This is a genomic window from Sphingomonas sp. Leaf339 (assembly GCF_001426195.1).
Lineage (GTDB): Bacteria > Pseudomonadota > Alphaproteobacteria > Sphingomonadales > Sphingomonadaceae > Sphingomonas.
Window position 1 is genome coordinate 268,749 of the sequence record NZ_LMRS01000023.1, and the last position, 12,449, is coordinate 281,197.

The 12,449-nt window shown below is 67.7% G+C and carries 11 protein-coding genes; 8 read left to right on the forward strand and 3 right to left on the reverse strand.

The features are described from left to right. Positions 1–5 precede the first annotated feature (5 nt). The 5 genes from ASG67_RS11555 to ASG67_RS11575 all read left to right on the forward strand — a co-directional run bounded on the left by ASG67_RS11555 (position 6) and on the right by ASG67_RS11575 (position 7,162). Positions 6–2,288 (forward strand): DUF2460 domain-containing protein, encoded by a 2,283-nt coding sequence (locus tag ASG67_RS11555; RefSeq protein ID WP_056530047.1) that lies wholly within the window; start codon positions 6–8, stop codon positions 2,286–2,288. After that, positions 2,285–3,106 carry a DUF2163 domain-containing protein gene (locus ASG67_RS11560; protein ID WP_056530050.1) on the forward strand — a complete coding sequence of 274 codons (822 nt, stop codon included), beginning with the start codon at positions 2,285–2,287 and terminating at the stop codon, positions 3,104–3,106. The genes ASG67_RS11555 and ASG67_RS11560 overlap by 4 nt, the downstream gene beginning before the upstream one ends. Then, positions 3,103–3,477 (forward strand): hypothetical protein, encoded by a 375-nt coding sequence (locus ASG67_RS11565; protein WP_056530054.1) that lies wholly within the window; start codon positions 3,103–3,105, stop codon positions 3,475–3,477. The genes ASG67_RS11560 and ASG67_RS11565 overlap by 4 nt, the downstream gene beginning before the upstream one ends. A gap of 3 nt (positions 3,478–3,480) precedes the next feature. Then, entirely contained in the window at positions 3,481–5,589 is a 2,109-nt protein-coding gene (locus ASG67_RS11570) for a phage tail protein (protein WP_056530057.1), read from the forward strand. A gap of 430 nt (positions 5,590–6,019) precedes the next feature. Beyond that, complete coding sequence (locus ASG67_RS11575) at positions 6,020–7,162, forward strand: OmpA family protein (RefSeq protein WP_056530060.1); 1,143 nt, start codon at positions 6,020–6,022, stop codon at positions 7,160–7,162. 157 nt (positions 7,163–7,319) lie between these two features. Here the strand turns inward: ASG67_RS11575 and ASG67_RS11580 are convergent, their stop codons facing one another. Continuing rightward, a complete protein-coding gene (locus tag ASG67_RS11580) occupies positions 7,320–7,907 on the reverse strand; it encodes a TetR/AcrR family transcriptional regulator (protein ID WP_056530063.1) in 588 nt (195 codons plus the stop codon). On the opposite strand from ASG67_RS11580, the gene ASG67_RS19510 reads away from it, so the two are divergent. Continuing rightward, entirely contained in the window at positions 7,822–8,043 is a 222-nt protein-coding gene (locus ASG67_RS19510) for a hypothetical protein (protein WP_235535170.1), read from the forward strand. The genes ASG67_RS11580 and ASG67_RS19510 overlap by 86 nt on opposite strands. A gap of 20 nt (positions 8,044–8,063) precedes the next feature. Continuing rightward, on the forward strand, positions 8,064–8,378 hold the full coding sequence (locus ASG67_RS11585; RefSeq protein ID WP_235535171.1) for a monooxygenase family protein: 315 nt from the start codon (positions 8,064–8,066) through the stop codon (positions 8,376–8,378). 8 nt (positions 8,379–8,386) lie between these two features. On the opposite strand, the gene ASG67_RS11590 is transcribed toward ASG67_RS11585, so the two are convergent. After that, positions 8,387–9,109, reverse strand: coding sequence for a YgfZ/GcvT domain-containing protein (locus ASG67_RS11590; RefSeq protein WP_056530066.1), 723 nt, complete (start codon positions 9,107–9,109; stop codon positions 8,387–8,389). A 48-nt stretch (positions 9,110–9,157) separates the two neighbouring features. Between ASG67_RS11590 and ASG67_RS11595 the strand changes: the two genes are divergently transcribed. Further along, positions 9,158–10,477, forward strand: a complete 1,320-nt coding sequence (locus ASG67_RS11595) for a dihydroorotase (protein ID WP_056530069.1) — start codon at positions 9,158–9,160, stop codon at positions 10,475–10,477. Between the two features lie 15 nt (positions 10,478–10,492). Here the strand turns inward: ASG67_RS11595 and ASG67_RS11600 are convergent, their stop codons facing one another. Then, complete coding sequence (locus tag ASG67_RS11600; protein ID WP_056530073.1) at positions 10,493–12,445, reverse strand: acetyl/propionyl/methylcrotonyl-CoA carboxylase subunit alpha; 1,953 nt, start codon at positions 12,443–12,445, stop codon at positions 10,493–10,495. Positions 12,446–12,449 lie beyond the last annotated feature (4 nt).

Below are 12,449 nucleotides of genomic sequence, written 5' to 3' on the forward strand. Positions count from 1 at the left end.
AAAGCATGGGGCATTGGCTGGCGCGGTCGCGGACCGTGCAGGTGGCCGGTACGGTGTCGCGGTTCGATCCGCGGTTCTGGACGGTGAATTTTCCGCGACCGATGATGGCATCGGTGGTGACGACCGCGCCCGACGGGCTGCGCGTCGATTGCGTGTTTCACAAGGCAAACGATCTGGCGGGGCTGATCTGGGAGGCGGAGGACCGGATCGACCATCCGCTGCTGCGGTACGAGACGGCACGCGATTTCCGCGACTGTCGCTTGCAGTTCCGGTGGCGTTCGGGCGGGGTGATGTCGCTGGACGCGGTCAACGGCCCGGTGCTGACGATCGAGGGGCGTGATGCGGCGGGGCAGGCGCGGGCCTGGTATGTCCGGCTGTGGAACTATGCGGTCGGCACGCCGGAGGATGCGGTGGTGTCGATCGACTTTGCCAGCGTCGCGGGCGGGTTCCTGCATCCCGGCGAGGCTGATCCGGTCTGGGCGGGCGATATCGACCGGATGTTCGTGTCGCTGGTGCCGCGCGGATATTCCGGGGCGGATGTGGCGCTGGACACGCCGGTCGGTAGCTGGGCGGACCTGAGCGGCATGGTGTGCGAGGGGCCGGGATCGGTGCTGGCGATCGGCGAGGCGGTGGTGCCGCCGCATGGGCTGGGCATCGCGAGCGGATATGACGACAGTTATAACCTGACGCCGGCACGGCTGCTGCGCAACGCGCTGCATCTGGGGTATCGCGGGGCGATCGTCCATTATGTCGGGATGAGCCATTATTTCCGGCTCGACCGGGTGGGCGGCGGCTTTCAGGCCGGCGTGACAGGCGGTGTGCTGAACGCGGCGTGCGCGACGTGGCATCGCGATTTCGCCGAGCGGGCACGGGCGCTGGATTATGGCGTGATCTGGTCGCTAAGTTACGAATTATTCGATGCGCATTGCCCGGAAGGGTGGAAGCAGCGGGCGGCGGACGGGTCGCCGGCGTTGACCGGGTGGGAACCGCCCTCGACGTTGCTCAGTCCGGCGCATGGCGAGGCGATGGCGTATCTGCGCAGCGTCGCGGCGGCATTCATGGCAATCGCGGTGGCGGCGGGGCTGGCGCCGAAGTTCCAGGTCGGTGAGCCGTGGTGGTGGGTTCAGCCCGAGCGTCAGCGGCCGTGCCTGTACGATACGGCAGCGGTGGCGGCGTTTGCGCCGGTGCCGATCGACAGCATGCGGGCGGTGACGACGCAGGCGCAGCGCGACACGCTGGACCGGGCGGGGGCATATCTGGCGGCATCGACGGCGGCGCTGGTGGCGGCAGCGAAAGCGGCGGCACCGGGATGTGTCAGCCATCTGCTGACCTATCTGCCGACGGTGCTCGATCCGCTGGCGCCGGAGGCGAAGCGGGCGAACATGCCGGTGGGATGGGCGAGCCCCGCCTTCGATGTGTTGCAGCTGGAGGATTACGACTGGGCGGCGACGGGCGATGCGGTGTCGACCGCGCGGGGCGTCGCGGCGGCGGAGGCGCGGCTGGGTTATCCAGCGGCGCGTCAGCATTATCTGTCGGGCTTCGTACTCAGCCCGGACCAGTCGGGGCAGTGGGCGGCGATCGATACGGCGGCGGCGGTCGCGCGGGCGCGGGGCGTCGCCGCGACCGTCTTGTGGGCGCTGCCGCAGGTGATGCGCGACGGCTTCGTGCATTTCGATACCGAACAGGGGGGGGACGATATGCAGGCGTTCGACGATGTGGCGTTTCCGCTGGCGCTGGGCCGCGAGGCGGAGGTGGTGCCGGCTTTTTCGACCCAGATCGTGACGGCGGCGGGCGGGGCCGAACAGCGCAATGTTGCCTGGGCGGAGGCGCGGTGTTCGTATGATGTCGGGCCGGGCCTGCGATCGGAGGCGGATATCGCGGCGCTGCTGGGGTTCTTCCGCGCGCGGATGGGACCGGCGCGGGGGTTCCGGTTGCGCGATCCGTTCGACTGGCAGGCGGCGGACGAGCGGATCGGCGTGGGTGACGGGACCGTCCGGCGGTTCGCGCTGGTGAAGCATTATGGCGAGACGGTGCGGCGGATCACGCGGCCGGAGGCGGGCAGCGTGACGGTGCAGGTCGGCGGCGTTGCTGCGCCGTTCGCGATCGAGGCTGGCGGCTGGGTGGTGCTGGACACGCCGCCGGCGGCGGGGGCGGTGGTGTGGGCGGGATTCCGGTTCGACGTGCCGGTGCGATTTGCCGAGGACCGGCTGGCGGTGAGCCGGGCGACGTTTCTGGCTGGCATGGCGACGTCCGTACCGCTGATCGAAGTGCGTGAGGCGTTTCCATGAGCTGGCTGGACGGCGAGGTGGCGACGATCGCGCTCTGCTTGCGGATCGAGCGGCGCGACGGGGTGGCGATCGGGCTGACCGCGCATGACCGCGATCTGACGATCGACGGCCTGATCCACCGGGCGGCACCGGGCATGGTGCCCTCGGCGATCAGGCGGCAGGTGGGGCTGGAGGCGGACACGATGGAGGTCGCCGGCGGGCTGGCCAGCGCGGCGATCGGCGAGCGCGATCTGCTGGCCGGGCGCTGGGACGGGGCGCGGGTGCAGTTGTTCGCGGTGGACTGGGCCGCCGACCAGATGGGGGCCGGCGGGCGCGTCGAACTGGGCGAGGGGACGATCGGGGCGGTCGAGATGGCGGATGGGCGCTTCTCGGCCGAACTGGCGGGACCGGGTGCCGGGTTCGACCGGCCGGCGGTGGAGGATACGTCGCCGACGTGCCGGGCGGAACTGGGCGATCGGCGGTGCCGGGTGGCGATGGCGGGGCGGCGGCGGTTCGCGCGGGTGGTGTCGGTGGAGGACGCGGTGCTGACGCTGGATCGGGGGGAGCCGGTCGCCGATGCCTATGGCGGCGGGCTGCTGCGCTGGTTCGGTGGCGCGAATGGCGGGTTGGAGAGCGCCATCGCGATTTCGGCGGGGGTGCAGATGACGCTGCGCGCGCCGCCGGTGTTCGCGGTGACGGCGGGCGATCTCGTGGAACTGGTCGAGGGATGCGACCGGACGCTGGCGACCTGTGCGCGGCGGTTCGGCAATGCAGCGAACTTTCGGGGCGAGCCGCATCTGCCGGGGATCGACCTGTTGACCCGGTGGCCGGGCGGATGAGCGCGGTCGTCGCGGCGGCGCGGGAAATGATGGGCTTGCGGTTTCGGCTGCACGGCCGCGGAATGGACGGCGTGGATTGCGTCGGGCTGGTGGCGATGGCGCTCGATCTGCAGGCGGTGCCGACGGGATATGGCCTGCGCGGCGGGCGGCCTGATCGGGTGGCGAGCCTGCTGGACGAGCGGTTGCGGCGGGTGGCCGGGCGGGCGGCGGGCGACCTGCTGTTGCTGCAGGCGGGGCCGGGACAGCTGCATCTGGCGATCTGGACGGGTGACGGGCTGGTCCATGCCGATGCCGGACTGGGCCGGGTGGTGGAGCGGCCGGGTGAACCGCCCTGGCCGGTGATCGGGGCGTGGCGACTTTCAGGGGGATGAGCGATGGCGACACTGGTGCTGACGGCGCTGGGAACGGCGGTGGGCGGGCCGATCGGGGGTGCGATCGGCGGGCTGCTGGGCAATCTGGCCGACCGGCAATGGCTGGGCAAGGCGCGCGAGGGGCCACGGCTGACCGAACTGGCGGTGCAGACGTCGTCCTATGGCACGCCGATCCCGCAATTGTTCGGCACGATCCGGGTGGCGGGGACGGTGATCTGGGCGGCCGACCTGAAGGAGACGCGCGAACGGTCGGGTGGTGGCAAGGGGCAGCCGGCGGTCAATGGCTATAGCTATGCGGCGTCGTTCGCGGTGCTGTTGTCGGCGCGGGCAATTGCGGGGATCGGGCGGATCTGGGCGGACGGCCGGCTGATCCGGGGCGCGGCGGGCGACCTGAAGGTGAAGGCCATGCTGCGTGTCCATCGCGGGGGCGAGGACCAGCCGGTCGATCCGCTGATCGCCAGCGCGGAGGCGACGCCGCCGGCCTATCGCGGCTGCGCCTATATGGTGTGGGAGGATCTGCCACTGGCGGAGTTCGGCAATCGCATCCCGTCGCTGACTATAGAGGTGATGGCCGATGCGATTCCGGTGACGACCGGGTCGATCGCGCGGGCCATGGCGCCGAATGCAATCGGTGGTAGGGTGCCGGTGCCGGGCTTTGCCGCGAGTGGCAGCGTGCAGGGGGTGTTGGCGACGATCGGCGCGCTGGCCGATGGCCGGTGGGTAGCGGATGCCGATGGCGTGCGGTTGCGGCGCGGAACCGATGTCGCGACAGAAATTACCGACGCCGGAGTCATGCCGACGGGGCTGAAGGGTGCGGCGCGATCGCGGTCGATCGCGGCGGTCGAGGGTGTGCCGCGAACACTGTCGATCGGCCATTACGATCCGGCGCGCGATTATCAGGCGGGTGTCCAGCGGGCGGTGCGGCCGGGGGCGGGGCACCGTGACGAACGGGTCGAGATGCCGGCGGTGATCGATGCCGGTGCCGCGATGACGCTGGCGACGACGATGCTCGCACGGCGGGAGGCGGACCGGGTTCGTCGCACCGTGACGCTGGGTTTTGCCGGGTTGGCGCGGCGGCCTGGCGAGATCGTGACGATCGCCGGCGAGGTGGGGCGCTGGCGCGTGCTGGAGGCGGGGGTCGAGGCGATGGCAGTTCGTCTGACGCTGGCCCCGGTGGCGGCGGCAACGATGGCGACGACGGCGGTGACCAGCGGCCGGGTCGCACGCTCGCCGGACGATGTGTTGGGGGCGACGATCCTGCGGTTGGCCGAGACGCCCGTGCTGGATGATAGCTTGCTCACCAAGCCGCGATTGACGGTGGTGGCGTCCGGGCAGGGGGCCGGCTGGCGGCGGGCGGCATTGTTGTGGAGCATCGATGACGGCGTCAGCTGGGTCGAGGCGGGGAGTACCGCGACGCCGGGGATCGTCGGCATCGTCGAATCGGTACCGGATGCGGTGCCGGACGACGTTGCGACGCTGATCGTCCGACTGGCGCGGAACGACATGATGCTGATCGATGCCGATGATGCGGCGTTCGCCCAAGGCGCTAATCTGGCGATGGCGGGGGCAGAGCTTATTCAGTTCGGACGGGCAGCGCCGTTGGGCGATGCTCGCTGGCGGCTTTCCGGTTTGTTGCGGGGGCGGCGTGGAACAGAGGCGTCACCGCTGCAGGTAGGCGATGGCTTTGCGCTTCTGACGGCGGACGCGTCGCGCGTCATCGACCTGCCGCTGACGGCGATCGGGCGGACGGTGCGGGTGATGGCGTCGGGCGCCGGTGACGACCAGCCGGCGGAGGCACGGTGCGTGGTGACGGGTGCGTCGCTGCGGCCGCCGTCGCCGGTCGATCTGCGATGGGAACCGGGCGATGGCGGCATGCTGCGCTGGACGCGGCGGAGCCGGATCGGCTGGAACCTGTCCGATGGTGTCGTTCCGCCGCTGGGCGAGGAGGCCGAACGTTATCGCGTCACGCTGACCGATGCGAACGGCGTGCGTGAGGTCGAGACGGTCGAACCCCGATTGGCGTTGCCGATGGCGGCTGGTCTGACAGCGGCCGTAAGCCAGCGCGGAACCTGGCTGGATTCGCTGCCCGCGACGATCGTTCTCGCAGACTGAATGCGGTGCGGCGCCGGACGCGGGCAGCGGGATCAACGATCGATCGACAAATTGATGATCGATGACACCTTGTGGTTCTCCTGGTGGGTCTTGCGACCGTTTCGCTGGCCAAAATCGGGCGGTTGCGGCAACCGTCACCTCGCCAGATTTGGTGAAATCGTGCTCAAGATCTGCGCCAAGATACTGATAAAGTGTCTGAAAAGGCGATGATGCGGATCGCTTACAGCGAAATTGCCTTGAGCAGTACCGGTGGCTTTCCGGTTTGAGAGCCGCCCGAATTTCGATCCGTGGCGGCGTTTGCACGGTCCGGCGCGCCCGCAGAGTGTGTCCCTTGCGCAACACATGTGAAAGTTTGTGATCTTGCCGCGAAACCATCTGCCCTATAGTGGGTTTGCGCACACCGTAGTGACACTCAAGAAAGGGGACTATGATGCGGAAGGTTGCCATCGTTCTGGCACTCGCCTCAACAGCGCTTGCTTCACCCGCCCTCGCCCGCGACAAGTCGTGGTACGTGGGCGCTGAAGGCGGCGCGATGATCGTTGAAGACATTGATTACGATATCACGGGCGCCACTGCGGCGACGTCGGGTACCGGCACTGTCGATCACAATTATGGCTTCGACGTCGACGGCGTTGTCGGTTACGATTTCGGTGGCTTCCGCCTCGAAACCGAAGTCGGCTATCGTCGTGCGACCGTCGACGGCTATTCGTCGACCACCACGACCCCGCGTTATCTGTCGGCCACGGCGACGACGCCGGGTTCGGCAGTTGCCGGCAACTACGATGCAGCCGGCGGCCGCAGCTCGGCGCTCAGCTTCATGCTGAACGGCCTGCTCGACTTCGGCGATGACGATGCCATTCAGGGCTTCGTCGGCGGCGGCGTTGGCGTCGCTCGCGTCAAGGCCAATTACGGCCTCGGCACGAACGGCGACTTCCTGAGCGACAGCGACACCGTGTTCGCGTGGCAGGCTCTGGCCGGCATCCGTGCACCGCTGACTGATCACATCGACGCGACGCTGAAGTATCGTTTCTTCAACGCCGACAACGTCAAGCTGGTCGACGTGACGAACCGTACGCTGGACGGCCGTTACCGTTCGCACAGCGTGCTGGGTGGCCTGAGCTACAACTTCGGTTCGCCGACGCCGCCGCCGCCGCCGCCGCCGCCGCCCGCTCCCCCGGCACCGCCGCCCCCGCCGCCAGCACCAGCGCCGGAGCCTGTGGTCTGCTCGCCTGGTCCGTTCATCGTGTTCTTCGAGTGGAACAAGTCGGACGTCACGCCAGAGGCTTCGTCGATCCTCGATAACGCCGTGACGCAGTATCAGAGCTGCGGTAACGCGCAGGTCATGCTGGCTGGTTACACCGACACGTCGGGCGCCGCGAAGTACAACCAAGGCCTGTCGCAGCGTCGCGCTGACGCGGTCAAGGCGTACATGAGCTCGCGCTCGATCCCCGATGGCGTCATCACGACGAGCGCCTTTGGTGAGACCAACCTGCGCGTGCAGACTGCCGATGGCGTCCGCGAAGTGCAGAACCGTCGCGTGGAAATCACTTACGGTCCGGGTTCGGGCCAGTAAGTCTTCCTGCTTCGGCAAGAAAATCGGGGAGGTCGGCAAGCGCCGGCCTCCCCTTTTTTGTTGTATTATCAGAGTGTCGGACTGCTTTGCACTCGCTAGGAGATCACTGTTTCTCCAAGGATCGCATCGCCGATCTTTCAGCGCATATCTCGGCGTGTCAGACTTCGACTTGACGAGTGTTCAGGCCGAGAACAAATAGCGTCAACACCGTCTCTGCTCGCTCGCTGCCACTAGGTATGCGCGCATCGAGCATCAGCATTGCCAGTCCGTGGACGATCGACCAACGTGCCAGCGCTGCGGTTTCGGCGTCGTGCACAACCATGCTCGCGACGCGGTTCGCCAGAACGCTGTAGGCATCGGTGTCGCAGTTCGGTGCCAAAGTGGCAATCGATGGGTTGGCGAACATGAGCCTGAAAAGCGCGGAATGATCGCCGGCGAAGGCGACATAAGCCACGCCCTGCGCGATCAACGCGCCGTCCTTGTCTGCGGCGGATCGATCAGCCAGTTCCAGTGCCTGCCTCAACATCCCGAACCCACTGCTTGCGACCGCCCCGATCAAGGCCGCTTTGTCAGGAAAATGCCGATAGGGAGCCATCGCCGATACGCCCGCCGCACGCGCGACGCCGCGCAGGCTGATATCGGTATCGCCAGACTCGACCATGGCGGCTGCGCAATCGATCAACCGCTCGCGAAGATCGCTCAGCGGCCGAACAATTCTGTTTGACGCTGCAATCATAGACCTCATGCAAGCGGGCACATTGCGAGAAACCGTCGATCTGTCGGGCTATCCCGACCTCGTCGTCGTGCTGCTTGGCTTTAAGGTCAGGCACTGGCGCGCGTTGCCTGCGTTGTTTGTATTGGGCGCGGCCTGGCGGCGATAAGGACGGCCAGACCGGACGGTTTGCTGGGAGATGCGCAGTTCATGTTCGCCTGGAACCATCTGGGCATCCGGCAATGTTGGCGGGATGCGGAAAGTCTCGGCCGCTTCACGCGCGATACGCCGCATGCGGTCTGGTGGCGAGACTTCCTGCGCTATACGCAGGGATGCGGTTTTTGGCATGAAGCCTATCATGCGCGCGGCGGGATCGAGGCGATCTATGTCGGCATGCCGGAATGCCCCGGACTGGGCGGCTTCGCGCCGATCCGGCCGCCGGTCGGACCGTTCATGTCGAGCAACGGCCGCATAACGGCCGATGCCGTAGCGCGCGGCCGCTGATATGCGCGTCAGTCGAGTAGCGCCGCCTCCAGCCAGGCCGGCCGTAGCGCATCGCCGAGACTCTCGACGCGGCGATGCTCGACCATCGTGCCCAGATCGGGATAAGTTATCCGCGTCCGGTCGCCGACCGGACCGATGGGCACCACGACCAGCCGGCGATTGACCTTGGCACGGTGATGCATGCGGGCGGTGTTCTCCTGCCCGACGTAGCAGCCCTTGGTAAAGCTGACCCCGTTCAGCTCCCGCGCATTGCATTCCAGCCAGAGCGTTTCGCCGGACCCCAGTTCCGCGACCCCCTCGGTCACGCCCAGTCTCAGCCGATGGGCATGCCAACCGTCGGCGGGCTCGCCCGCACCCCCCAGCCATCGATACCCAAGCGCCGATAACCGCGGATCGGCAATATCGCCGGCTGTGGGATGCCAATGGACCGCATGTCCGGTGCGCTCGATCGTAATCGGCCGGCGCAGGCGGTACATAGACAGTCGCCGGACCAGCGCCTCCGCCTGGGTCACCTCCACGTCGATCAACACGGCTTCGCCATCCGCCCACAGGATGAAATCGAACAGCGCCTTGCCTTGCGGCGTCAACAGGCCCGCCCAAAGCGGCGTGGCGGGGCCGAGCGCGGCGAGATCGGCCGTGACCAGTCCCTGCAGGAAGCCGCGGACATCGTCCCCCGCAACGCGGATGACCGCACGATCGACAAGCGTGGTTCGCAGGCTGGTATGCTCCATGGACCCAAGGTAGGAGGGCCGCGTCGCCGGCGAAAGGACCCTGCAAGCATGTCGTTCGATCTCAAACTCGTCGGAGGCACCGTCCATCTGCCCGGCGGTCCCATACAGGCCGATGTCGGGATCAGCGGCGGCCGGATCGTGGCAATCGGGGCGCCGGGCGATGCGGGCAGGACGATCGATTGCACGGGCCTCGATATCCTGCCCGGCGTGATCGACACGCAGGTGCATTTCCGCGAACCGGGTCTTGTCCACAAGGAAGACCTGGAAAGCGGCAGCCGCGCCGCCGTGATGGGCGGCGTGACGGCGGTGTTCGAGATGCCGAACACCAAACCCAATACCGACAGCGAGGCGGCGATCGCCGACAAGCTGGCGCGCGCGAAGCGGATGTGGTGCGACCACGCCTTCTATGTCGGGGCGACCAGCGCCAATGCCGACAGTCTGGCCGAACTGGAGCGGCTGCCCGGCACGGCGGGCGTCAAGATATTCATGGGCGCATCGACCGGCGACCTGCTGGTGTCCGAGGATTCGGAACTGGCCCGCGTGCTGGCATCGGGCCATCGCCGCGTGGCGATCCATGCCGAGGATGAGGCGCGAATGCAGGCGCGACTCGATCATCGCATCACCGGCGACGCCTCGTCGCATCCCGTGTGGCGCGACGATACGAGCGCGCTGCTGGCGACGCAGCGCATCCTGACGCTGGCACAGGCCGCGCGCCGTCGTATCCATGTGCTTCACGTCACGACCCCGGCGGAGCTGGAGCTGCTCGGCCAGCACAAGGACGTGGCCAGTTGCGAGGTGACGCCGCAGCATCTGACGCTGGCCGGTGAGGAAGCCTATCCACGCCTCGGTACCTATGCCCAGATGAACCCGCCGATCAGGTCGGGCGCGCATCGTGACGGGTTGTGGTACTGGCTGAACCAGGGTGTGCCTGACGTGATCGGGTCCGATCATGCCCCCCACACCGTCGAGGAGAAGGCCAAGGCCTATCCCGATTCGCCCAGCGGCATGCCCGGTGTGCAGACACTGTTGCCGTTGCTGCTGACGCATGTCGCGGCGGGGCGGATGACGTTGCAGCGGCTGATCGAGCTGACCAGCGCGGGCGCGCAGCGCATCTTCAACATCACCGGCAAGGGCCGGATCGTCGTCGGTTATGATGCCGATTTCACCATCGTCGATCTGGCGAAGAAATGGACGGTCGATGAATCGTGGCTGCAATCCCGGTCTGGCTGGTCGCCCTTCACCGGCATGGAGATGACCGGCAAGCCGATCGGCACGATCGTGCGCGGCCATGTCGCGATGTGGGATGGCGAGCTGGGCGAGGCGGCGGCTGGGGCGCCGATCCGCTTCGATGCGGTCGAATATGGCTGAGGTAAAGCGGGCGCGTCAGGCGTCCCGCGTCACCTCAGCGAGCATCGCGCCTTCGACCACCTGACCGCCCTGTTCGGCGGTCAGGGTGGCGACGATGCCGTCGAACGGTGCGATCAGCGCCTGTTCCATCTTCATCGCCTCCAGCACCAGTAGTGTCTGGCCCTTCGTCACGGTGTCGCCCTCGGCCACGTCGATCGAGACGATGCGGCCCGGCATCGGCGCGCGGATCGTGCCGTTAACGGTCGTGCCGCCCGCCAGTTCGGGCCGATTCGGAAAATCGACGATATGCAGATCGCCATCGGCGAATATCTGGATCGGTCCGGTCCATGGCGCGGCGGGCAGCAGTCCATGCGTCGTCGGCAGCGTCTCGCCGCGCATCACGGGCGCCTGCCCGTCGAGCGCGATCGACCAACCGGCGCCATCGGGCCGGACATCGGCTACCCGCGCCGTGCCGTTCTGGCGAAATGCGATCCTTGCCGGCATCGGCGCGTGGTTGAGGCGGAATCCGAACAGCGCATCGGGCGATGGCGCCCAGGGCGAGGCATCCGGCTCCATCATCTCTTCCAGCCGCCAGCCGAGCGCGGCCATCGCAGGCGCATCGTCCGTCGTCCGTAAAAGATCGTCCCCCGCCGCCGCGATGAACCCGGTCGTCGCTGTGCCGGCGCGGAAGGCATCGGCCCGTGCGCATCGCGCGAGGAACCCCGCGTTCGTGCGCACCGGGGCAACCTCCACTTGTGCGCAGGCAGCGCTCAACGCTTCCGCCGCCGCCTCCCGCGTGGAGGCATGAACGATCAGTTTGGCGATCATCGGGTCGTAGAAGGGCGTGACGACGTCACCCTGTTCCACACCGGTATCGATGCGAATATCAGCCGGCAGCCGCAGACGCGTCAGCGGCCCGGTCGACGGGAGGAAGCCGGTCGCCGGATCCTCGGCATAAAGTCGCGCTTCCATCGCCCAGCCGTCGATCGCCAGGTCCTCCTGCCGACACGGCAAAGGCTCGCCCGCCGCGACGCGCAACTGCCATTCGACCAGATCCTGCCCGGTGATCGCCTCTGTTACCGGATGTTCGACCTGCAGCCGCGTGTTCATCTCCATGAACCAGATGCGATCGGCGCTCAGCCCTTGCGAGCCATCGGCGATGAACTCGATCGTCCCCGCCCCGACATAATCGACCGCGCGCGCCGCGCGCACCGCCGCGTCGCACACCGCCGCGCGGGTGGCCGCATCCATGCCGGGGGCGGGGGCCTCCTCGATCACCTTCTGGTGGCGGCGCTGCAGCGAGCAGTCGCGCTCGAACAGGTGCACGACATTGCCGTGCGTATCGCCGAACACCTGCACCTCGATATGGCGCGGGCTGGGAATATACTTCTCGATCAGCACGCGATCGTCGCCGAACGACGCCGTCGCCTCGCGCCGGCATGACGCCAGCGCATTGACGAACGCATCGGCGCTGTCGACGCGGCGCATCCCCTTGCCGCCGCCGCCCGCCACCGCCTTGATGAGCACGGGCCAGCCGATCGCGGATGCTTCTGCCAACAATCGGTCTGCGCTCTGGTCGTCGCCCAGATATCCCGGCGTCACCGGCACGCCCGCCGCGATCATCCGCGCCTTGGCGGCATCCTTCAGCCCCATCGCCCGGATGCTGGCGGGGCGGGGTCCGACCCAGATCAGGCCGGCATCGATCACGCTCTGCGCGAAATCCGCATTCTCCGACAGGAAGCCATAACCGGGATGGATCGCCGCCGCGCCCGTATCGCGCGCGGCGGCCAGGATGCGCTCGCCGACCAGATAGCTCTCGCTGGCCGGCGCCGCGCCGATCGCGACCGCCCGATCCGCCGACCTGACATGCAACGCGCCCGCATCCGCCGCAGAATACACCGCCACCGTCTCGATACCGAGCCGCCGCGCGGTGCGGATGATGCGACACGCGATCTCGCCACGATTGGCGATGAGCAGGGATTTCATCATCGCA

Excerpts from the sequence above, each read along its gene's own strand:
- ASG67_RS11570 (WP_056530057.1), top strand. The coding sequence starts at position 3,481 with ATGGCGACACTGGTGCTGACGGCGCTGGGAACGGCGGTGGGCGGGCCG.
- ASG67_RS11575 (WP_056530060.1), top strand. The coding sequence starts at position 6,020 with ATGCGGAAGGTTGCCATCGTTCTGGCACTCGCCTCAACAGCGCTTGCT.
- ASG67_RS11595 (WP_056530069.1), top strand. The coding sequence starts at position 9,158 with ATGTCGTTCGATCTCAAACTCGTCGGAGGCACCGTCCATCTGCCCGGC.
- ASG67_RS11590 (WP_056530066.1), bottom strand. The coding sequence starts at position 9,109 with ATGGAGCATACCAGCCTGCGAACCACGCTTGTCGATCGTGCGGTCATC.
- ASG67_RS11565 (WP_056530054.1), top strand. The coding sequence starts at position 3,103 with ATGAGCGCGGTCGTCGCGGCGGCGCGGGAAATGATGGGCTTGCGGTTT.
- ASG67_RS19510 (WP_235535170.1), top strand. The coding sequence starts at position 7,822 with ATGGCGGCTGCGCAATCGATCAACCGCTCGCGAAGATCGCTCAGCGGC.
- ASG67_RS11580 (WP_056530063.1), bottom strand. The coding sequence starts at position 7,907 with ATGAGGTCTATGATTGCAGCGTCAAACAGAATTGTTCGGCCGCTGAGC.
- ASG67_RS11560 (WP_056530050.1), top strand. The coding sequence starts at position 2,285 with ATGAGCTGGCTGGACGGCGAGGTGGCGACGATCGCGCTCTGCTTGCGG.
- ASG67_RS11555 (WP_056530047.1), top strand. The coding sequence starts at position 6 with ATGGGGCATTGGCTGGCGCGGTCGCGGACCGTGCAGGTGGCCGGTACG.
- ASG67_RS11600 (WP_056530073.1), bottom strand. The coding sequence starts at position 12,445 with ATGATGAAATCCCTGCTCATCGCCAATCGTGGCGAGATCGCGTGTCGC.